The sequence below is a fragment of the Streptomyces sp. MUM 203J genome (assembly GCF_022414595.1).
In the GTDB taxonomy this organism is placed as follows: Bacteria; Actinomycetota; Actinomycetes; order Streptomycetales; family Streptomycetaceae; genus Streptomyces.
Genome location: NZ_JADWYO010000023.1, coordinates 47,217 through 67,549 on the forward strand (window position 1 = coordinate 47,217; position 20,333 = coordinate 67,549).

Here is a 20,333-nt window from a genome sequence, read left to right on the forward strand (position 1 = left end):
CGATTATCAGACCGGGTGCCGCGGCCTGTGGACAGCCGGGAAGCCGCGCGAAACGCTGGCGTAGCATGACGAGAAATCGTCCGGTACCCACCGCGGACTGGAACGGAAGGCCGTCACCCCGTGAATCCACCACCAGAACCCCGCCCCGCCCGGCTGAAGGTCGGCGTCGTCGGCGCGGGCAGGGTCGGGCCTGCCCTGGCCGCGTCGTTGCAGCTCGCCGGGCACCGGCCGGTCGCCGTGTCGGGGGTGTCCGACGCCTCGCTGCGGCGCGCGGCCGAGCTGCTGCCGGGGGTGCCGGTCGTACCGCCCGCCCAAGTGCTGGAGCGGGCCGAGCTGGTGCTGCTGACCGTGCCGGACGACGTGCTGCCCGCACTGGTCGCCGGGCTGGCGCAGACCGGGGCGGTGCGGCCCGGGCAGCTGCTCGTGCACACCTCGGGACGTTTCGGGGTGGATGTGCTCGACCCGGTGCGGCGCGTGGGCGGACTGCCGCTGGCGCTGCACCCGGCCATGACGTTCACCGGGACGCGCGTCGACGTGGAGCGGCTGGCCGGGTGCTCCTTCGGGGTCACCGCGCCGGAGGAGCTGCGGCTGGCCGCCGAGGCCCTGGTCATCGAGATGGGCGGCGAGCCCGAGTGGATCGCGGAGGAGGCCCGGCCGCTGTACCACGCGGCGCTGGCCCTGGGCGCGAACCACCTGGTCACCCTGGTCGCCCAGGCCATGGAGCTGCTGCGGGCCGCGGGCGTGGGCGCGCCGGACCGGATGCTGGGCCCGCTGCTCGGCGCCGCGCTCGACAACGCGTTGCGGTCCGGGGACGGTGCCCTGACCGGGCCCGTCGCGCGTGGCGACGCCGGTACGGTCGCCGCGCACGTGGCCGAGCTGCGCAAGCACGCGCCCGGCACCGTCGCGGGGTACCTCGCGATGGCCCGCACCACCGCGGACCGTGCCCTCGCGCAGGGTCTGCTGAAGCCGGAACTCGCGGAGGACCTGCTCGGGGTCCTCGCCGCGGACCCGGCCACCGAAGGACACCCCGGCGGCACCGAGGAACACACCGGCAGCACCGAGGGCCGCGCCGGAGACCGCGGTGACGGACACGGTGACGACCGCGGTGACGAGGACGACGACGGCCCGGAAGGGGGCAGCGGCCGATGAATCAGGCCCCGATGAACCAGGCCCCGCCCGACCAGACGTCAACGCGTCAGACGTCTGCCCGCGCCGAGCGGTCCGCCGCGGCGGCGCCTCGCGGTCCGGCGCTCGTCACCACGCGCGCCGAGCTGGACCGGCTCCTCGACCAGAGCCCCGTCGGCCCGGGCACCGCCCGGACCGTCGCCGTCGTCATGACCATGGGCGCGCTGCACGACGGGCACGCCACTCTGATCCGTACCGCCCGCGAGCACGTCGGGCCCGGGGGCTTCGTCGTCGCCACCGTCTTCGTCAACCCCCTGCAGTTCGGCGCGGGCGAAGACCTCGACCGGTACCCGCGCACACTCGACGCCGACATGGACGTGGCCGCGCGGGCCGGGGCCGACGCCGTGTTCGCCCCGCCCGTCGACGAGGTCTACCCGGGCGGTGAGCCGCAGGTCCGCATCACCGCCGGCCCCATGGGGGAGCGCCTGGAGGGGGCGTCCCGGCCCGGGCACTTCGACGGGATGCTGACCGTCGTCGCCAAACTGCTCCACCTCACCCGCCCGGACGTGGCGTTCTTCGGGCAGAAGGACGCCCAGCAGCTCGCCCTGATCCGCCGCATGGTGCGGGACCTCGACTTCCGCGTCGGGATCGTCGGCGTACCGACCGTGCGGGAGCCGGACGGGCTGGCGCTGTCCAGCCGCAACCGCTACCTGTCCTCAGCTGAGCGCCGCACCGCGCTCGCCCTTTCGGCCGCCCTGTACGCCGCCCGTGACAGGCTCGCCGCCCAGGAGGCCCTGCGCGCGCGTGCCGCCTCGGCGCCCGCCACGCAGAGCCGCGCCGAGGCGCTGTCCCGGCTCGGGGAGTCCCGGGCCGCGGCCGACGCGCACGCGGTGGCGCAGGCGGGCCACGCGGGCGGCGGTGCCGACGCGGTGAGGGCCGCGGCCCTGGCCGTGCTGGACGAGGCCGCGAAGGCCGATCCGCCGCTCTCCCTCGACTACCTGGCCCTCGTCGACCCGTCGGACTTCACCGAGGTGCGCGACGGTCACACCGGTGAGGCGGTCATCGCCGTCGCCGCGCGGATCGGCTCGACCCGGCTCATCGACAACCTGCCCCTGGTCTTCGGCCCCGGCCGCCCGGTGAGTGAGGGCAGCCGCACCCGAAACCGTACTCACGGAGCTTCCGCATGACCGGTACCGGTATACGACTCCAGGCCCCGGCCCCCGGCTGGGCCATCGACGCGGACGTGGTCGTCGTCGGCTCCGGCGTCGCCGGCCTGACCGCCGCTCTGCGCTGCACCGCCGCCGGTCTGCGTACCGTCGTCGTCACCAAGGCCCGGCTGGACGACGGCTCCACCCGGTGGGCCCAGGGCGGTATCGCCGCAGCCCTCGGGGACGGCGACACCCCCGGCCAGCACCTGGACGACACCCTTGTCGCGGGTGCCGGACTGTGTGACGAGGACGCCGTGCGGACCCTGGTCACCGAAGGCCCCGACGCGGTACGGCGGCTGATCGCCACCGGTGCCCGGTTCGACACCGACGCGCAGGGCACCATCGAACTCACCCGCGAGGGCGGCCACCACCGCCGCCGCATCGCCCACGCGGGCGGCGACGCGACCGGCGCCGAGATCTCCCGGGCCCTCGTCGAGGCGGTCCGCGAAGGGGCCGTCCGCACCGTCGAGAACGCGCTGGTGCTCGACCTGCTCACCGACGCCGCGGGCCGCACCGCCGGCGTCACCCTGCACGTCATGGGCGAGGGCCAGCACGACGGCGTCGGCGCCGTCCACGCGCCCGCCGTGGTCCTCGCCACCGGCGGCATGGGCCAGGTGTTCTCCGCGACCACCAACCCGGCCGTCTCCACCGGCGACGGCGTCGCGCTCGCGCTGCGCGCCGGGGCCGAGGTCAGCGACCTGGAGTTCGTCCAGTTCCATCCCACGGTCCTGTTCCTCGGCCGGGACGCACAGGGCCAGCAGCCGCTGGTCTCCGAAGCGGTACGCGGAGAGGGCGCCCACCTGGTCGACGGAGAGGGCGTCCGCTTCATGGTGGGCCAGCACGAGCTGGCCGAACTGGCGCCGCGCGACATCGTCGCCAAGGGCATCATGCGCCGCATGCGCGAACAGGGCGCCGACCACATGTTCCTGGACGCCCGGCACTTCGGCGCCGACATGTGGGAGTCCCGCTTCCCGACGATCCTCGCCGCCTGCCGCACCCACGGCTACGACCCGGTTACCGAGCCCATCCCGGTCGCGCCCGCCGCCCACTACGCCTCCGGCGGCGTCCGCACCGATCTGCGCGGCCGGACGACCGTACCGGGCCTCTACGCGTGCGGGGAGGTGGCCTGTACCGGTGTCCACGGCGCGAACCGGCTCGCCTCCAACAGCCTCCTGGAAGGCCTGGTCTTCGCGGAGCGCATCGCGGACGACATCGCCGCCCACCGCGGACGGGCGGGCAGCCCTGTGCCGCACCCGGCTCCCCGCGCGCTGCCGCTGCTGGACCCGGCGGCCCGCCCGCGCCTCCAGCACGTGATGGCGACCGGCGCCGGAGTGCTGCGCTCCGCCACCAGCCTGGCCGACGCGGCCGAGCAGCTCGACGCCGTCCACCGTGACGCGGTCGCCGGGAACGGCGAGTACAAGGCAGCCGAGCCCGGCGTCGAGTCCTGGGAGACCACCAACCTGCTGTGCGTGGCCCGGGTCCTGGTCGCCGCCGCCCGCCGCCGCGAGGAGACCCGTGGCTGCCACTGGCGCGAGGACCACCCCGAGAGCGACGACTCCGCCTGGCGCCGCCATCTCGTCGTACGCCTCAACCCGGACCGGACCCTGGACGTCCGCGCCACCGACACCCACCACTTCCCCCCGACGACCACCGAGACGACAGCCGAAGCACCGACCGCCGGCGAGACGTCCGTCCTCGAGACGGCCGCCGTCGACGCCCCCAGGGAGCCGTGACCATGAGTACGCCCGAAGAACGCCCCGAGCCCGTGGACGTGCCCCTCATCAGCCTCACCCAGGAGGGCGAGGGCGGATCCTGCGGCGACGGCTGCGGCTGCGCGGCGGGGGACGGCGAGGAGGTGTACGAGTGCGGGCTCGACCCCGCGCTGGCCGCGCTCCTCGCGGACGCCGGACTCGACCCCGTACTCGTCGAGGACATCGCGTACCGGGCCGTCGAGGAGGACCTTGACGGCGGCGTCGACGTGACGACCGTCGCGACCGTGCCCGAGGACGCCGCCACCACGGCCGACTTCACCGCGCGTGAGGCGGGCGTCGTCGCCGGTCTCCACATCGCGGAGGCGGTCCTCTCCATCGTCTGCACCCACGAGTTCGAGGTCGAGCGGCACGTCGCCGACGGCGACCGCGTCCGGGCCGGACAGAAGCTGCTGTCGGTCACCACCCGCACCCGCGACCTGCTGACCGGCGAGCGCAGCGCGCTCAACATCCTGTGCCGTCTCTCCGGCATCGCCACCGCCACGCGCGCGTGGGCGGACGCGCTGGAGGGCTACAAGGCGAAGGTCCGCGACACGCGCAAGACGACGCCCGCGCTGCGTGCCCTGGAGAAGTACGCGGTCCGCTGCGGCGGCGGTGTCAACCACCGGTTCTCCCTCTCCGACGCCGCGCTGGTCAAGGACAACCACGTCATCGCTGCGGGCGGCGTCGCGCAGGCGTTCAAGGCCGTGCGGGACCAGTTCCCCGACGTTCCGATCGAGGTCGAGGTGGACACCCTCCACCAGGTGCGCGAGGTGCTGGACGCGGGCGCGGACCTGATCCTCCTGGACAACTTCACGCCCCTGGAGACCGAGGAGGCCGTCACTCTCGTCGCGGGCCGCGCGGTGCTGGAGTCCTCGGGCCGCCTCACCCTGGAGAACGCCGCCGCGTACGCCGCGACCGGCGTCGACTACCTGGCCGTGGGCGCCCTCACCCACTCCTCCCCGATCCTGGACATCGGTCTCGATCTCCGAGAGGCGCAGGGCTGATGCTTCTCACCATCGACGTCGGCAACACCCACACCGTCCTCGGCCTGTTCGACGGCGAGGAGATCGTCGAGCACTGGCGGATCTCCACGGACGCCCGCCGCACCGCAGACGAACTGGCGGTGCTCCTGCAGGGCCTGATGGGCATGCACCCGCTGCTCGGGGACGAGCTGGGCGACGGCATCGAGGGCATCGCCATCTGCTCCACGGTCCCGTCCGTGCTGCACGAGCTGCGCGAGGTGACCCGCCGGTACTACGGCGACGTCCCGGCGGTGCTCGTCGAGCCCGGCATCAAGACCGGTGTGCCGGTACTGACCGACCACCCCAAGGAGGTCGGCGCGGACCGGATCATCAACTCGGCGGCCGCGGTCGAGCTGTACGGCGGGCCTGCGATCGTCGTGGACTTCGGCACGGCGACGACGTTCGACGCGGTCAGCTCGCGCGGGGAGTACGTGGGCGGGGTCATCGCGCCCGGCATCGAGATCTCGGTCGAGGCGCTGGGGGTGCGGGGCGCCCAGCTGCGCAAGATCGAGGTGACCCGGCCGCGTGGGGTGATCGGCAAGAACACCGTCGAGGCGATGCAGTCCGGCATCGTCTACGGCTTCGCCGGGCAGGTGGACGGGGTCGTCCACCGCATGCGGCAGGAACTGGTCGGGCCGGACGGCGACCCGTCCGACGTCACGGTCATCGCGACGGGCGGGCTGGCGCCGATGGTTCTCGGGGAGTCCGAACTGATCGACGAGCACGAGCCGTGGCTCACGCTGATCGGCCTGCGCCTGGTGTACGAACGCAACGTCAGCCGTATGTAGGAGCGGGCTCCCGTCCTCCGCCGGCGTCCGGGTCGCCCGCTCCGGCGGGACGAGCGCTCAGGTGGCTCCCCGAGGGGGGCGCCGCACCCGCCGGGTACGGCGCGGGCCCGTGTTCCCCGGCCACAGGGCGGGCTCCGCCAGGCCTGCCGGTTCCTTCCCGAGCGCGGTCCGCGCAGGGGTCCCGGACGAGTCCCGTGCCCGCAGCGGGCGCGGCCGTTCGCCGCGCCGGGTCGGCGTTCCAGGAAAAATGCGACATGAGCCCCTATTGTCGGATTATGCCCACGCCATACGGATCACGAGGCGGCCTGGCGTTCAGCGCGGACGAGGTGCGTGTCCTGCGCTGCGCCCTGGGACACGCCCTGCACCCGACACCGCTCGACGACCAGGACGTCCGGGACTGCCTGCGCCTCGCCGACGCCGTGGACGACGCGGCCCGCGAGGGCCGGAGGCTGCGGGCCTTCGTCCTGGCCGACCTGGCCCGCTACCGCGCCTCCCTCCCGGGCGCCGCCACCGGGTATCTGGAACTGCTCCAGGACGCCCTGGCCGCCGGGTACGACCCGCTGCCGGACGACCTGGCCGCCCTGCGCACCCTGCGTGGCACACCCGTCGGTGCCGCCCTGCTGGCCCGCTGCCAGATGCTGGCCGAGCGGTCGGTGCGGGCCCGCCTGGCGGGCCGCCCGGCAGGTGCGCGCACCGCCGCCATCCCGGCGCCCGCGAGCCCGCGCACCCGCCTGTACGTCCTCCAGGGCGGCCGTGGCAGCGGCGGCGAGGAGCCCAAGCGGCCCCCGCGCCCACAGCCGCCCAAGCCCTCGGCGCCCGCTCCCGCCCAGCGCCCGGTGCCCAAGCCGTCCGAGGTCTTCCCGCCCCGCAGGCGACCCGCCCCGGGGCCGCCCCCGCCGGAGAAGCGGGCGGCCGGGTAGCTACTCTGGACGCCATGGACTACGTATCCGCGCTCCTGCCCCCTGTGGTGATGGCGATCTTCTTCACCGCGCTCGTCGTCACGATCGTGAAGAGCCAGGGCGGCCCCAACAAGGCCAAGGAGGACGCGGCCGTGGACGCCGCGTTCGCGCGAGCGGAGGCGGCGCGTCAGGCCGACGGCTCGGTGGAACCCGGCAAGGCCTGATCCCGGCACCGCGACCGCACATCAAGGGCGTACGGCGACATTCGTCGCGGTACGCCCTTTTTGTCACCATAATCAGCCCCTTGATGCATCAATGGCCGTTCGCTCGGGGATCTCCCACTATGGTGACGACGTGCCCCGTCAATTGGGAGAACTCGAAGACGCCGTCATGACGCGCGTCTGGCAATGGAACCGGCCCGTCACCGTCCGGGAAGTCCTCGAGGATCTCCAGAAGGAACGCTCCATCGCCTACACCACGGTCATGACCGTGCTGGACAACCTTCACCAGAAGGGCTGGGTGCGCCGGGAAGTCGTCGGCCGCGCCTATCGCTATACGGCTGTGTCGACCCGTGCGGCCTACTCGGCCGCACTGATGAACGAAGCCTGGTCCCAGAGCGACAACCCTGCCGCCGCACTCATCGCCTTCTTCGGCATGATGTCGCCGGAGCAGCGGGAAGCGCTGAACGACGCCATCCGCATCGTGCAGCGGGACGCGCAGGAAGAACCTCCGGAAGGCGCTGTTCAGAGCCGCCCGGAACAGCCGGAACCCGGGACGGAACAGCGCGTGGAACCCGGGACGGAACACCCCGAGGAACCGGGGACGGAACCGCGCGCGGAACACGATCGGGAACGTTCCCCGGAACGTCGTCGGGAACCCGTTCCCCCGGAACCGGAAGAACCGGCCGATCAGCCCATGCCCGGGGCATCTCCGGAAGCATCCCCCACGCCTTCCCGGGCTCCTTCAGGCGGTCCCGCGAGCAAACCCTCCCGCGGCGGCCGGGCCCCGCGCGCCGGCCTCTCCGGTAAGGGCGGCGACAGCGGAACGGGTACGGAGCGATAGCGTTCCCAGCCATGCCGCCCACGTCATCAGAGCCGACGCCGTCCGACCCGACGTCCCCCGGACCGGCCTCCCCTTCCGCCGCCCCTGCCGCGAACGGCACGAAAACGGTCACCGTCCGCCGCGCGCGCACCGGTGACGTACCGGCAGTGCGGCGTCTCGTCGATCCGTACGTCTCCCACGGCATCCTCCTCGACAAAGCGACCGTCACCCTTTACGAGGACATCCAGGAGTTCTGGGTCGCGGAACGGGACGAGGACGCCACGGTCGTCGGTTGCGGAGCCCTCCACGTGATGTGGGAGGATCTCGCGGAAGTGCGCACCCTCGCCGTAGACCCGGACTTCAAGGGCGCCGGCGTCGGGCATCAGGTGCTGGACAAGTTGCTGCACACTGCCCGCTGGCTCGGGGTGCGCCGGGTTTTCTGCCTGACCTTCGAAGTGGACTTCTTCGCCAAGCACGGCTTCGTCGAGATCGGGGAGACGCCGGTAGCCGGAGATGTGTACGCCGAGCTGCTCCGTTCCTATGACGAGGGTGTCGCGGAGTTCCTGGGTCTCGAACGAGTGAAGCCGAACACCCTGGGTAACAGCCGGATGCTTCTGCATCTGTGACCCGACCGCACGCCCCGATCCCTATGTCCGAATCGCGTATGTTTCCCAGGGCGTCGGGCATCTCAACCCTCCCCAGGGGTTTGTGTTTTCCGGGGAAAAGCGGTTTCCTTTCCGCGTACTGCATTTTCGATGAAAGGAAATCCGGTGGCGCAGAAGGTTCAGGTCCTTCTTGTCGACGACCTCGACGGCGGCGAGGCGGACGAGACGGTGACGTTCGCTCTGGACGGCAAGACCTACGAGATCGACCTCACCACCGCCAACGCGGACAAGCTGCGCGGTCTGCTGGAGCCGTACACCAAGAGCGGCCGGCGCACCGGTGGCCGTTCCGCCGGCGGCCGCGGCAAGGGCCGCGCCGTCTCGGTCGGCAGTCCGGACACGGCGAAGATCCGCGCCTGGGCCAAGGAGAACGGCTACAACGTGAACGACCGCGGTCGCGTCCCGGCGGAGATCAAGCAGGCCTACGAGAACGCCAACCGCTGAGCGGTCGCCCCCTGACGCGGGTGGCGCGCGGCCAGCAGCCGGTGCCGGTGGCACTCCGCCGCCGCCACGGCGACCAGCCGCACCAGCCCCGGACCCTCGGAGCCGTACCCCGTGCGCGCCGGGTGTCCTGGGGGCCCTGGCGACGACGGGCCCGGGAGCGCAGGCATCCCCGGGAGCGTCGGCTCCACCTCGCGCCCCGGTACGGGTGCCCGCAGCCATACGGCGGCGCCGGGCACGCCGGGTCCGTCCCATCCTGGGGGAGTAGGCGCGGGAATCCGGCGGTCCGCACCCCGGACGGCCAGGTCGAGTCCGACGCCGTTCCACTCGAGCCAGTCGAGCAGCCCGGGCAGCTCCTCGGCGCTGCCCGCGGCCACGAGCAGCCACAGCCGCCCGTGGCAGCCCGAGAGGGCGACCGGGCCCTGTCCGCCGGGCAGGCGGCGCAGCGTCGCCAGACCTGCCGGGGCCGGCAGGTCCAGGACGTCGAACCGCAGCCCGGTCGCGAGCTGTGCCGAGGCCGGGTACGGCGCCGGTCCCGCAGCCGGGCCGTCGTCGGCGGTGGCCCAGCCCAACCGGTACTCGTACCACCGGGCGACGTCGCGGACGTGCGTGCGTACCGCTCCGTCGGGAGCCGGGCGGGGGGCTGGGACGGTGAAGGCCATGCTCCGGGAACTCCCCGAACGCCCCGAGGGTTACGCACAGTGGACAAGTCGTCGCTGGATGTGAGCAGTTCGGAGGGGTGCGGAGGCATCCGGCAGCGCAAGGATGTTCGCCCGTAGCTGAGGCGACGGGGGTGTGCGGCATGGACTGTCACCGCTTACGGGTAAGACATTCCTAGTGGGGAGGGGCGACACGCTGGTGTGAACGTCTGGACGTTCGCCATCGGCGTACTGCGGGTCCGGGTATCTGCCTGGCCTGCGGGAACATCGTCTCGCACCATCGGGTTGGAGCAGTTGTCGGCGTTCGGGGTCAGGAGGCCATCGAGGGTGTCGGCAGTTGGAATGAGCGGTCCCCGCTTGCGGGACTAAGCTGCGGAAGGACAGGGAGGGGACCGACCCCTTACTGCCTGACCGCTCTGAGGAGCGATTAACGATGTTCGAGAGGTTCACCGACCGCGCGCGGCGGGTTGTCGTCCTGGCTCAGGAAGAAGCCCGGATGCTCAACCACAACTACATCGGCACCGAGCACATCCTCCTGGGCCTGATCCACGAGGGTGAGGGTGTCGCCGCTAAGGCCCTGGAGAGCCTCGGGATTTCGCTCGAGGCGGTCCGCCAGCAGGTGGAGGAGATCATCGGCCAGGGCCAGCAGGCCCCCTCCGGTCACATCCCCTTCACACCCCGTGCCAAGAAGGTGCTGGAGCTGTCGCTCCGGGAGGCCCTTCAGCTCGGCCACAACTACATCGGCACCGAGCACATCCTGCTCGGACTGATCCGCGAGGGCGAGGGCGTCGCCGCCCAGGTCCTGGTGAAGCTGGGTGCCGACCTCAACCGGGTGCGGCAGCAGGTGATCCAGCTGCTCTCCGGTTACTCCACGGGCAAGGAGACCGCCACCGCCGGCGGTCCCGCCGAGGGCACGCCCTCGACGTCCCTGGTCCTCGACCAGTTCGGCCGGAACCTCACCCAGGCCGCCCGTGAGTCCAAGCTCGACCCGGTCATCGGGCGCGAGAAGGAGATCGAGCGGGTCATGCAGGTGCTGTCCCGCCGTACCAAGAACAACCCGGTCCTCATCGGTGAGCCCGGCGTCGGCAAGACGGCGGTCGTCGAGGGCCTGGCGCAGGCCATCGTCAAGGGCGAGGTGCCCGAGACCCTCAAGGACAAGCACCTCTACACCCTGGACCTGGGCGCGCTCGTCGCCGGTTCCCGGTACCGCGGTGACTTCGAGGAGCGCCTCAAGAAGGTGCTCAAGGAGATCCGCACCCGCGGCGACATCATCCTGTTCATCGACGAGCTGCACACCCTCGTGGGTGCGGGTGCCGCCGAGGGCGCCATCGACGCGGCGTCCATCCTGAAGCCGATGCTCGCCCGCGGCGAGCTCCAGACCATCGGCGCCACGACGCTCGACGAGTACCGCAAGTACCTGGAGAAGGACGCGGCCCTGGAGCGCCGCTTCCAGCCCATCCAGGTCGCGGAGCCGTCGCTGCCGCACACCATCGAGATCCTCAAGGGTCTGCGCGACCGGTACGAGGCCCACCACCGGGTGTCCATCACCGACGAGGCCCTCGTGCAGGCGGCCACCCTGGCCGACCGGTACATCTCGGACCGCTTCCTGCCGGACAAGGCGATCGACCTGATCGACGAGGCCGGTTCCCGGATGCGTATCCGCCGGATGACCGCGCCGCCGGACCTCCGCGAGTTCGACGAGAAGATCGCCGGTGTCCGCCGCGACAAGGAGTCCGCGATCGACGCGCAGGACTTCGAGAAGGCCGCCTCGCTCCGCGACAAGGAGAAGCAGCTCCTCGCGGCGAAGGCCAAGCGGGAGAAGGAGTGGAAGGCCGGCGACATGGACGTCGTCGCGGAGGTCGACGGCGAGCTGATCGCCGAGGTCCTCGCGACCGCCACCGGCATCCCGGTGTTCAAGCTGACGGAGGAGGAGTCCTCCCGGCTGCTGCGCATGGAGGACGAGCTCCACAAGCGCGTCATCGGCCAGGAAGACGCCATCAAGGCCCTGTCGCAGGCCATCCGCCGTACCCGCGCCGGTCTGAAGGACCCGAAGCGTCCCGGTGGCTCGTTCATCTTCGCCGGCCCGTCCGGCGTCGGTAAGACCGAGCTGTCCAAGACGCTCGCGGAGTTCCTCTTCGGTGACGAGGACGCGATGATCTCCCTCGACATGTCGGAGTTCAGCGAGAAGCACACCGTCTCGCGGCTCTTCGGCTCCCCGCCCGGATACGTGGGCTACGAGGAGGGCGGCCAGCTCACCGAGAAGGTCCGCCGCAAGCCGTTCTCCGTCGTCCTCTTCGACGAGGTCGAGAAGGCCCACCCCGACATCTTCAACTCCCTGCTCCAGATCCTGGAGGACGGTCGCCTGACCGACTCCCAGGGCCGGGTCGTGGACTTCAAGAACACGGTCATCATCATGACGACCAACCTCGGGACCCGGGACATCTCCAAGGGCTTCAACCTGGGCTTCGCCGCCCAGGGCGACGTGAAGACCGGGTACGAGCGGATGAAGGCCAAGGTCAACGAGGAGCTGAAGCAGCACTTCCGCCCCGAGTTCCTGAACCGCGTCGACGACACCGTGGTGTTCCACCAGCTCAGCCAGGAAGACATCATCCAGATCGTCGACCTGATGATCGCCAAGGTGGACGAGCGGCTCAAGGACCGCGACATGGGCATCGAGCTGAGCCAGGACGCGAAGATCCTGCTGGCCAAGCGCGGTTACGACCCGGTGCTCGGCGCCCGACCGCTGCGCCGGACCATCCAGCGCGAGATCGAGGATGTGCTCTCCGAGAAGATCCTCTTCGGTGAGCTGCGTCCCGGCCACATCGTGGTCGTGGACACCGAGGGCGAGGGTGAGGAGAAGAAGTTCACCTTCCGAGGCGAGGAGAAGTCCGCGCTCCCGGACGTGCCGCCGATCGAGGCGGCCGGCGGGGCGGGCCCCAACCTGTCCAAGGACGCGTAGCCGCGACGGTGCCGCGCCGGGCGTGAGCCCGTGACCGTGGGGTGCCCCCTCGGACCGGATATCCGGTCCGAGGGGGCACTTTCATGTCCGGGCCCGGGGCCCTTCCCCGGCTCCCCGCACGGTGACCTGGGCCACCCGGACGCGAAGCGGCGGACAGGGGTTGCGTGACAAGCCGCACAGGGCATTTCGGACGTACTAGGGAGAATAGTGAGATCACCGGGCCGGGAGTGCCGGATGCGGCAGGTTCCCCGGGTGGTCCGGCGCGGTAGCGGGGATGCCGCCGCAGGTTGTGCGGGTGGCGGGAGGCGGGCGCCTTGGAGGGTGTGGGTGCTAGCCCCTTTTGGGTGCATATAAGTGGAGGTGTGGGGCTCGGCCCCCGTCGTCAAGCGGCCGCGTCACATCGGGCGAACTACGACATCATGTCGTAGACGGGGGTGTTTGAGGCGGAGAGGGTGAAGCCGGTACCAAGGATGACCAGACGCCCGGCGCAATGAGCGTGAACGTCGCTCGCGCCGGGTCCCTTGTTGTCCGGAACCCGGAGGTTTCCCCCGTATGTCGCTGCGTGCCAAGCATTCCGCCCGTACCACCGTCGTCGCCCTCGCCGCCGCCGGCATCGGGGCCGCGACGGTGGTCGGAGCCGGTGCCACGGCCGCCGCCGCGGCCGAGGCGCGGGTCGCCCCGCTCACCGTGTCCACCTCGGCCGCCGTCGCCGCGCAGGCCGAGACCATCGCGAAGGCCGCGGAGGCGCAGTCCGCCGCCGCCGCGAAGGCCGCCGCCGTGAAGGCCGCGGCTGCCAAGGCCGCCGCCGCGAAGAAGGCCGCCGCCGCCAAGGCCGTCGACTGGGTCAAGCCCGTCACCGGCTACAAGCTGACCGCCGGTTACAACCAGGGCGGCGCCATGTGGACGAACAAGCACTCGGGCCAGGACTTCGCCGTCCCGGTCGGCACGCCCGTCAAGGCCGTGCACGGCGGCACCGTCGTGAAGGCCGGCCCCAACGGGGGCGGTGACGGTCCCGCGTACGGCAACGCGATCGTCGTCAAGCACGCCAACGGCACGTACTCGCAGTACGCCCACCTGTCCAAGATCAACGTGAAGCCGGGCGCGAAGGTCAAGACCGGCCAGGTCATCGCCCTCTCCGGCAACACCGGCAACTCCTCCGGCCCGCACCTGCACTTCGAGATCCGTACGACCCCGAACTACGGCTCCTCGGTGAACCCGGCGGCGTTCCTGCGCACCGAGGGCGTGCTGATCTGACCCGGTCGGCCTCCTGGGGTCACCCCTTGCCGGGGAACGTCAGGACCGGGAAGCTTCCCGTGTTCGTCGGGGCGTGTTCGGGAAGCCACAGGACCGCGATGGCGCCCCCGGCCTCCTCTTCCGCGGCCCGGCCCTCCGGCGCCGCGTTGCGGAAGGTGAGCCGGGCGCCCAGTACCCGGGCCTGACCCGCCGCGATCGTCAGCCCCAGCCCGTGGCCGGCGCCCGCCCGGTCGCTGGCACCGGTACGGAAGCGGCTCGGCCCCTCGCGCAACAGCGCCTCCGGGAACCCGGGGCCGTGGTCGCGGACCCGCAGGACCCGCCCCTCCACCGTCACCTCGACGGGGCCCCGTCCGTACTTCGCGGCGTTGGTCAGAAGGTTGCCGAGGATCCGTTCCAGGCGCCGCGGGTCGGTGTTCACCCACGACTCGTGCACCACCCGCACCTCGGCGTCCGGATTCAGCACCGTCACCCGGCGGCTGACGAACTCGCCCAGGGCGATCTCCTGAAGCTCGGCCCGTTCGGACGCGCTGTCCAGCCGCGCCACCTCCAGGACGTCCTCCACCAGGGTCCGCATCGCCCGCGCCCTGTCCCGTACCAGCTCGGTCGGGCGGCCGGGCGGCAGCAGTTCGGCGGCCGTGAGCAGCCCCGTCACCGGGGTGCGCAGTTCGTGCGCGATATCGGCGGTGACCCGGCGTTCCGCCTCGATCCGTTCGTTCAACGCGTCCGTCAGCGCGTCGATGGCCCGGGCCAGCTCGTCCGTCTCGTCCCGTACGACTCCGCCGATGGCCTCCCTGACCCGGACGTCGGTGTTGCCCTGCGCGACCTTCCCGGCGGCGGTGGCCGCCTTGCGCAGACGGCGGGAGAGCCGGGCGCCGATCAGCACCCCGAGCGCGGAGCCGCCGAAGACGACGGAGACCGAGCCGACGGTCAGCGCCTCGTCGAGCCGCTTCATGATCGTCGCGCTGCGGTCGGGGTACGGGTTGTGGAGCGACAGCACCTCGCCGTTGCCCAGCGGCACCGCCGCCCAGATCTCCGGCGCCTCGCGGCCTGCCTTGGGCTGCACGTACGTCGCGTACCGCCGCTCCTGCATCAGCCTGTGCAGCTCGGGCGGCAGGCCGGAGTCGTTGAGCTTCGCGCCCCACTTGGGCTTCTGGTCCTTGGGCTTGGACAGCTCGTACCAGCGCTGGGCCAGCTTGAGCCGCTCCAGCTGCACGTCACGGGCACTGTCCAGCATGGAGACGCGTGCGGCGTTGTGGACGATCAGACTGAGCGTGACCGCGACCAGGGCGCCCACGGCCGCGATGGCGATGGCGATCTTCCATCGCACACCGGTGCGGAGGGCGGGCTGCTTCATGGGGTGGGGTCCTGTCGTGGGCGGCGGGGTGGCGCGCTGCCGGGCCGGGGCGGCGGCCCCGGGGGATGCGGCAGGGGCGATGTGACAAGGGTCCTGTCGCGGACGGCGGGGCGGCGGAGGGAGCACCGACCCGGCCCGCGCGGCCCGGGGGCACGGCAGAGGGCCGGCCTGGACTGCGGTGTCCGCAGAGGCCGCCCGCGCGGTGCGCCCCGGCCCGCACGGCGCGTACGCGTGTCAGGGCTTGAGCTTGTAGCCGAAGCCGCGGACCGTTTCGACGCGGTCCTGGCCGATCTTGGCACGCAGCCGCTGCACATGGACGTCCACGACCCGGGTGTCGCCGCCCCAGCCGTAGTCCCAGACCCGCTCCAGCAGCTTGTCCCGCGACAGCACCGTGCCCGGCGCGGAAGAGAACTCCAGCAGCAGCCGCATCTCCGTCGGCGTCACCGCCACCGGGGCTCCCGCTCTGCGGACCTCCATGCCCTCCGTGTCGACCTCCAGGTCGCCGAAGACCAGCAGCCCGCGCTCGGCCTGCCCGCGCCCTGCCGGGTCCGGGTTCTCCGGGCCGCCGGCGTGCCCGAAGCGGCGCAGCACCGCCCGGATCCGGGCGACCAGCACGGCACCGTCGAACGGCTTCGTGACGTAGTCGTCCGCGCCCGCCTCCAGGCCCAGCACCACGTCGATCGAGTCGGCCCGCGCCGACAGCATGATCACCGGCACGGTCGACTCGTCGCGGATCCGGCGGCACAGGCTCACCCCGTCCATGCCGGGCAGCATCACGTCCAGCAGCGCGATGTCCGGCCGGTCCGCCCGGAACGACTCCAGCCCGGACAGCCCGTCCGGCATCGCCGTCACCGTGAAGCCGTCCCGCTCCAGGGCGAGCTGGGTGGCCTCCCGGATGACGTCGTCGTCCTCGACGAACAGCACATGAGTCTCCGCCATGCCGTGTTCTCTCCCGCCGTCAGTTCCCGTCCGGGGCGGTCGGCACGGGACCGCCGAGGTCGCCGCCGACCGCCTTGTTGTACTCGGTCTGCACGAGGTCGTGCTGGGTGAACCTGTCGCTCGTCCACCTGAAGGTGATCACATCCTCCCCGGAGGGATAGGCGACAGGGTCGTCCCGCTCGTACCGCTGCTTGGTGACGATCAGGTCGCCGCGGTCGATCGTCGAGTAGACGGCGGGCTCCTCCAGCGTGAAGACGTTCTCGTAGCCGCGCTCGCCATCCTCGCTCGGGCGGTACACGTACGTTCCAATCCCGACGGCGTCGCCGCAGGTCAGGACGTTCACGACGACATCGGGCGCGCCGGTGTCGGTGAGGTTCCCGTATGAGGTGTCGACCGGGTAGACATCGGCGGCGCACGGCTTCAGGTCGGCCTTGACGCGGTCGCTGACCTTCGGGTCGTCCTTGATGAGCCGTACCGCGTCGACCCGCTTCAGCGTCGGGGAGGCGGACGCGGCGGGGACCGGGGCGGCCATGCCGGGGGCGCCCTGGTCGGTCGGGGCGGGGCCCGCGTCACGGGCGCCGGTGCCGCCGGTGGAGCATGCGGCGGTCGCGAGCAGTCCGAGGGCGGCGAGCCCGGCCGCCATCGCGCCGGACCCCACCGTCCACATCCGTCGCCGCGCCGGTGCGCTCCGCGGACCGCCGGCTCCCGGGCTGAACGGCTCCGAGCCGTGCGGCTCAGCCGCGCCGCGCGAGCCGCGAGACCGGGCGAAGCCCGCCGTCGGCACGCGCCCCCCGAGGCGAGGGAGTCCGGCTCCGCCGGGCACGGCGCCCAAGACGGTGGCCGGGCGGGGCGTGTCCGGGTCCGTGCCGCCGGTGCGGCCGTCGGCGGGCAGGGAGGATCCGCCCTGCCCGCCGACGGATCCGGGTGCCCCGCCGCTGCGCGCACCCGCGGCGAGGCCACGCATGCCCGCGGGAGCGGCCCCGCAGCCGGAGCCGTGGCCTCCCGGACGCGTGCCGTCGCACCCCGGTGCGGAACCGTCGGCCGCCGCGCCCGAGGGCCCCGGGCCCTGAGGGCCGGGGCCCTCGTCGAGGCCGTCGCCGTTCTCGCGTCTGCCGTTCAGGCCGCGCACCGCTCCTGCTCCCGTCCGTAACGACGTCCGTTCGTACGCTCCCCACGCACCGCGCGGGACACGGGCAGCGCCCGCACCGTGCCCATCGGGCGGCCCGCGCGCTCCGGTGCGCCCTGGGCCGGAACGCGGGGCCGGGCCTGGGCCGGAACGCGGGGCTGGGCCTGGGCCGGAACGCGGGGCCGGGCCTGGGCCGGAACGCGGGGCTGGGCACGGTTCTGTGACCGTTCCTCGTCCCGCGACCGCTCCTTCGCCTTCGCCACCAGCGCCGAGTGCGCCGCGTACGAGTCGATGCTCCGGCTCTCCAGCTCGTGGCGCAGACGGGCCAGCGCCCGGTGCAGCGTGCTCTTCACCGTACCGGTCGACATGCCGAGTGCCGCCGCCGTCTCCTCGGTGCTCATCTGCTCCCAGTGCCGCAGCACGACGACGCTGCGCTGCTTCGGTGCCAGCACCTTCAGTACGTCCATCAGCAGCGCCCGGTCCGCGTGCTGCTCGGTCGCGTCGTCGACGGACGCGTCCGGCAGCTGCTCGGTGGGCACCTCCTCCAGCTTGCGGGCCCGCCACCACTCGGTACGGGTGTTGATCATGACTCGCCGCAGGTACGCGTCCGCGAGGTTCTTGTCGGCGATGCCGTCCCAGCGCCCGTACGTCCGCGCCAGCGCCGTCTGCAGCAGGTCCTGCGCGTCCACAGGGTCCGGCACCAGCCGCCGGGCGCTGCGCAGCAGGGCGTCGTGCCGAGCGCGTACGTACTCCTCGAATCCGAGCGCCTCGTCGTGCGACATCCCGAACCGCCTCCGTTCCCCGTGACCCCGTGTACCTGCCGGTCAGCAGGCCTTCGCTTCTCTGGTGTCAGTCCCCTTGAGCCAGGCTTCGTGAGGCCCTGCTCGCTGACACCACGAGAAACTACGGAGGTGTTGTCACGGGGCTGTCCGCACCACCCCTCGGCGGACGCACGGCTACCCATCGGTTGTGTAACGAGCCTGTCCGGACCCGTGCACAAACCGTGCGGGTCAGCTCCCCGGCAGCTGGTACAGCCCGTCTGCCAGCGGTTCCACCAGCCCGTCCGCCACCAGCCCGTCCAGGGCCCGCGCACGCTGCACCGGTTCGTCCCACACCACGTCCAGCGCTGCCTGCGGCACGGGCCCGGCCGCGTCCCGCAGCACGGCCAGCAGCCGCCCCCGCACCTGGCGGTCGGTTCCCGCGTAGCTCTGGCCGCGCCGGGGCGGGCCGTCGTGCGCGGGCTTCCCGGCCAGCCGCCAGGCGCATTCCCGGGCGATCGGGCAGCGCCCGCAGTCCTCGTTCCTGGCCGTGCACACCAGAGCGCCCAGCTCCATGGACGCCGCCGCCCAGCGCGCCGCTGCCGCCTCGTCGTCCGGCAGCAGGGCACGGGCGAGACGCCGCTCGGCGGCGGTGGTCGCGTTCGGCGGGTACTGCACCCCGGTCACCGCCCGCGCGAACACCCGCCGCACGTTCGTGTCCAGCACGGGGTGCCGCTGCCCGTACGCGAACGACGCCACCGCCGCGGCCGTGTACTCCCCGATCCCGGGCAGCGCCAGCAGCTGTGCGTGCTCCTTCGGCACGTCGCCGCCGTGCCGCTCCGTTATCGCGACGGCCGCGCCGTGCAGGCGCAGTGCCCGGCGCGGGTAGCCGAGCCGCCCCCACGCACGGACCGCCTCACCGGGCGCCTCGGCTGCCAGGGCGGCGGGCCGGGGCCAGCGCGCGAGCCACTGCTCGTACACGGGCCGGACCCGGCTGACGGGGGTCTGCTGGAGCATGAACTCGCTGACCATCACACCCCAGGCCCCGGCGTCCGGGCGGCGCCAGGGCAGATCGCGGGCGTGCGCCTCGAACCAGGCGAGGACGGGGGAGTGGAGCAGTTCCCCGTCGGGCCCCGTGTCGGCGGGCGCGGGGGAGACGGGGCTGTCGGGCGCGGAAGGAGTCTCGGTCGCAGTCATCGCAGTCCGATCCTGACACGTTCCGCCGACGAAACCGGCGCGCTCAGCCCCCGTGCCGGTACGGCTCCCCGTGGTGTCCCCAGTCGTCCTGAGGGGACCGGCCGGGCTCCTGCCACTGCTGCGTCCCGCCTCCCTGGCCCGCGTACGGGTCGTCATGGGGGCTGTGCGGGGCGTCGTACGGGTCCTGGACCGTGTACGGGGCCGGGTCGGCCTGCGGGGCCCGGACGGCGGGCTGCCCGTAGTGCCCGTACTGATCGGGCTGCCCGTAGTGCCCGTACTGATCGGGCTGCCCGTAGTGCCCGTACTGCTGGTGCTGGCCGTACCCGTGCCGGCCGTACTGCTCGTGCTGTCCGTACCGGGGCTCGGCCGGAGCCGCGGCCTGCCAGTCCTGGTGGTGGCTGTACTCCGGTTCCGGGGCGGCCGGGGCATAGCCCGCGCGGGGGGCCTGAGGGGCCGTGGCCTGCCGCTCGTCCCGCTCCGGCCTCCGGCCGGTCGCCGCGCGCTCGGCCTCACCCGCCCCCGCGAGCCAGTTCGCCGCGCCCGAGCCGCTCGTCCGCATCGCCTCCACCAGCTTCGCCGTCGGCCCCGTCAGCAGCCGTACGAACAGCGCCACCGACAGCGCACCCACGACCAGGCCGGCCGCCACGTCGTGCGGGTAGTGCACGCCCACGAACACCCGAGAGAACGCCATCACCACCGCCAGAGGCATCGTCAGCCACGCGATCCGCCGCCAGGCCAGCGCCAGCGCCATGGCGAACGCGCCCGCGATGGCCGAGTGATTGCTGGGGAAGGACCAGTCCCCGTACACCGGGCACTCCGCGATCGAGGCGGCGGCGCCCACCACGGCCCGGCACGGCCGCTCCTCCTGCACGAACGTCTTCAGCACCTCGCTCACGACATATCCGAAGGCCGTCGCCACCGGGACCAGCGCGGCGAGCGCCATCGTCCGCGCCCCGGCCGGGCGGGCCCGCCACCACACGACGACACCCAGCGCGACGAACAGGAACAGCCCGGCGTCCGTGCCGATCTCGGTGAAGGTGTGCACCCACGGGGGCGTGCCGTGCGCGAAGTCGGTGATGGCGCGGTACAGGTCCTCACTCATGACCACGGACGGTACATGGCCCCCGTAACTCGCGGTTCACCCGCCGCC

The 20,333-nt window shown here is 72.6% G+C and carries 19 protein-coding genes; 12 read left to right on the plus strand and 7 right to left on the minus strand.

Annotated elements, in window-relative coordinates:
• The first annotated feature begins 120 nt into the window (after positions 1-120).
• The 10 genes from I3F58_RS14485 (at position 121) to I3F58_RS14530 (ending at position 8,940) form a co-directional block, all read left to right on the plus strand.
• On the plus strand, positions 121-1,149 hold the full coding sequence (locus I3F58_RS14485) for a Rossmann-like and DUF2520 domain-containing protein (RefSeq protein WP_240108912.1): 1,029 nt from the start codon (positions 121-123) through the stop codon (positions 1,147-1,149).
• Positions 1,146-2,312: a pantoate--beta-alanine ligase gene (gene panC / locus I3F58_RS14490; protein WP_240108914.1), complete on the plus strand. Its 1,167-nt coding sequence runs from the start codon at positions 1,146-1,148 to the stop codon at positions 2,310-2,312. The genes I3F58_RS14485 and panC overlap by 4 nt, the downstream gene beginning before the upstream one ends.
• Positions 2,309-4,066, plus strand: a complete 1,758-nt coding sequence (locus I3F58_RS14495; RefSeq protein ID WP_240108916.1) for an L-aspartate oxidase — start codon at positions 2,309-2,311, stop codon at positions 4,064-4,066. The genes panC and I3F58_RS14495 overlap by 4 nt, the downstream gene beginning before the upstream one ends.
• A 2-nt stretch (positions 4,067-4,068) precedes the next feature.
• Entirely contained in the window at positions 4,069-5,088 is a 1,020-nt protein-coding gene (nadC, locus tag I3F58_RS14500) for a carboxylating nicotinate-nucleotide diphosphorylase (RefSeq protein ID WP_240108918.1), read from the plus strand.
• Positions 5,088-5,894: a type III pantothenate kinase gene (locus tag I3F58_RS14505; RefSeq protein WP_240108919.1), complete on the plus strand. Its 807-nt coding sequence runs from the start codon at positions 5,088-5,090 to the stop codon at positions 5,892-5,894. The genes nadC and I3F58_RS14505 overlap by 1 nt, the downstream gene beginning before the upstream one ends.
• A gap of 305 nt (positions 5,895-6,199) precedes the next feature.
• The gene (locus I3F58_RS14510; protein ID WP_240108982.1) at positions 6,200-6,814 is read left to right on the plus strand and encodes a hypothetical protein; all 615 of its coding nucleotides are present in this window, start codon (positions 6,200-6,202) and stop codon (positions 6,812-6,814) included.
• 14 nt (positions 6,815-6,828) lie between these two features.
• The gene (locus I3F58_RS14515; protein WP_240108921.1) at positions 6,829-7,017 is read left to right on the plus strand and encodes a hypothetical protein; all 189 of its coding nucleotides are present in this window, start codon (positions 6,829-6,831) and stop codon (positions 7,015-7,017) included.
• A gap of 130 nt (positions 7,018-7,147) precedes the next feature.
• Positions 7,148-7,855 (plus strand): BlaI/MecI/CopY family transcriptional regulator, encoded by a 708-nt coding sequence (locus I3F58_RS14520; RefSeq protein ID WP_374207971.1) that lies wholly within the window; start codon positions 7,148-7,150, stop codon positions 7,853-7,855.
• A gap of 11 nt (positions 7,856-7,866) precedes the next feature.
• Complete coding sequence (locus I3F58_RS14525) at positions 7,867-8,460, plus strand: amino-acid N-acetyltransferase (RefSeq protein ID WP_240108923.1); 594 nt, start codon at positions 7,867-7,869, stop codon at positions 8,458-8,460.
• A 144-nt stretch (positions 8,461-8,604) separates the two neighbouring features.
• Positions 8,605-8,940, plus strand: a complete 336-nt coding sequence (locus I3F58_RS14530; RefSeq protein ID WP_240108924.1) for an Lsr2 family protein — start codon at positions 8,605-8,607, stop codon at positions 8,938-8,940.
• Here I3F58_RS14530 and I3F58_RS14535 read toward each other — a convergent pair.
• Complete coding sequence (locus tag I3F58_RS14535) at positions 8,919-9,599, minus strand: SCO3374 family protein (RefSeq protein WP_240108926.1); 681 nt, start codon at positions 9,597-9,599, stop codon at positions 8,919-8,921. The genes I3F58_RS14530 and I3F58_RS14535 overlap by 22 nt on opposite strands.
• A 430-nt stretch (positions 9,600-10,029) precedes the next feature.
• Between I3F58_RS14535 and I3F58_RS14540 the strand changes: the two genes are divergently transcribed.
• On the plus strand, positions 10,030-12,555 hold the full coding sequence (locus tag I3F58_RS14540) for an ATP-dependent Clp protease ATP-binding subunit (RefSeq protein WP_240108929.1): 2,526 nt from the start codon (positions 10,030-10,032) through the stop codon (positions 12,553-12,555).
• Positions 12,556-13,107: 552 nt separating this feature from the next.
• Complete coding sequence (locus tag I3F58_RS14545; protein ID WP_240108931.1) at positions 13,108-13,809, plus strand: M23 family metallopeptidase; 702 nt, start codon at positions 13,108-13,110, stop codon at positions 13,807-13,809.
• 19 nt (positions 13,810-13,828) lie between these two features.
• On the opposite strand, the gene cseC is transcribed toward I3F58_RS14545, so the two are convergent.
• The 6 genes from cseC to I3F58_RS14575 form a co-directional block, all read right to left on the minus strand.
• Positions 13,829-15,163, minus strand: coding sequence for a two-component system sensor histidine kinase CseC (gene cseC, locus I3F58_RS14550; RefSeq protein WP_240108933.1), 1,335 nt, complete (start codon positions 15,161-15,163; stop codon positions 13,829-13,831).
• A gap of 234 nt (positions 15,164-15,397) precedes the next feature.
• Positions 15,398-16,102: a two-component system response regulator CseB gene (cseB, locus tag I3F58_RS14555; protein WP_240108935.1), complete on the minus strand. Its 705-nt coding sequence runs from the start codon at positions 16,100-16,102 to the stop codon at positions 15,398-15,400.
• Between the two features lie 19 nt (positions 16,103-16,121).
• Positions 16,122-16,769: a hypothetical protein gene (locus tag I3F58_RS14560; protein WP_240108937.1), complete on the minus strand. Its 648-nt coding sequence runs from the start codon at positions 16,767-16,769 to the stop codon at positions 16,122-16,124.
• A gap of 449 nt (positions 16,770-17,218) precedes the next feature.
• Complete coding sequence (locus I3F58_RS29805; RefSeq protein WP_374207972.1) at positions 17,219-18,010, minus strand: SigE family RNA polymerase sigma factor; 792 nt, start codon at positions 18,008-18,010, stop codon at positions 17,219-17,221.
• Between the two features lie 228 nt (positions 18,011-18,238).
• Positions 18,239-19,183, minus strand: a complete 945-nt coding sequence (locus tag I3F58_RS14570) for an A/G-specific adenine glycosylase (RefSeq protein WP_275678519.1) — start codon at positions 19,181-19,183, stop codon at positions 18,239-18,241.
• A gap of 43 nt (positions 19,184-19,226) precedes the next feature.
• Positions 19,227-20,285: a phosphatase PAP2 family protein gene (locus I3F58_RS14575; RefSeq protein WP_240108939.1), complete on the minus strand. Its 1,059-nt coding sequence runs from the start codon at positions 20,283-20,285 to the stop codon at positions 19,227-19,229.
• Between the last annotated feature and the right edge of the window lie 48 nt (positions 20,286-20,333).

Bases quoted from the DNA above. Each gene is read 5' to 3' on its own strand.
- panC (WP_240108914.1), top strand. From the start codon at position 1,146: ATGAATCAGGCCCCGATGAACCAGGCCCCGCCCGACCAGACGTCAACG.
- I3F58_RS14495 (WP_240108916.1), top strand. From the start codon at position 2,309: ATGACCGGTACCGGTATACGACTCCAGGCCCCGGCCCCCGGCTGGGCC.
- nadC (WP_240108918.1), top strand. From the start codon at position 4,069: ATGAGTACGCCCGAAGAACGCCCCGAGCCCGTGGACGTGCCCCTCATC.
- I3F58_RS14505 (WP_240108919.1), top strand. From the start codon at position 5,088: ATGCTTCTCACCATCGACGTCGGCAACACCCACACCGTCCTCGGCCTG.
- I3F58_RS14515 (WP_240108921.1), top strand. From the start codon at position 6,829: ATGGACTACGTATCCGCGCTCCTGCCCCCTGTGGTGATGGCGATCTTC.
- I3F58_RS14525 (WP_240108923.1), top strand. From the start codon at position 7,867: ATGCCGCCCACGTCATCAGAGCCGACGCCGTCCGACCCGACGTCCCCC.
- I3F58_RS14535 (WP_240108926.1), bottom strand. From the start codon at position 9,599: ATGGCCTTCACCGTCCCAGCCCCCCGCCCGGCTCCCGACGGAGCGGTA.
- I3F58_RS14540 (WP_240108929.1), top strand. From the start codon at position 10,030: ATGTTCGAGAGGTTCACCGACCGCGCGCGGCGGGTTGTCGTCCTGGCT.
- I3F58_RS14545 (WP_240108931.1), top strand. From the start codon at position 13,108: ATGTCGCTGCGTGCCAAGCATTCCGCCCGTACCACCGTCGTCGCCCTC.
- cseC (WP_240108933.1), bottom strand. From the start codon at position 15,163: ATGAAGCAGCCCGCCCTCCGCACCGGTGTGCGATGGAAGATCGCCATC.
- cseB (WP_240108935.1), bottom strand. From the start codon at position 16,102: ATGGCGGAGACTCATGTGCTGTTCGTCGAGGACGACGACGTCATCCGG.
- I3F58_RS14560 (WP_240108937.1), bottom strand. From the start codon at position 16,769: ATGTGGACGGTGGGGTCCGGCGCGATGGCGGCCGGGCTCGCCGCCCTC.
- I3F58_RS29805 (WP_374207972.1), bottom strand. From the start codon at position 18,010: ATGTCGCACGACGAGGCGCTCGGATTCGAGGAGTACGTACGCGCTCGG.
- I3F58_RS14570 (WP_275678519.1), bottom strand. From the start codon at position 19,183: ATGACTGCGACCGAGACTCCTTCCGCGCCCGACAGCCCCGTCTCCCCC.
- I3F58_RS14575 (WP_240108939.1), bottom strand. From the start codon at position 20,285: ATGAGTGAGGACCTGTACCGCGCCATCACCGACTTCGCGCACGGCACG.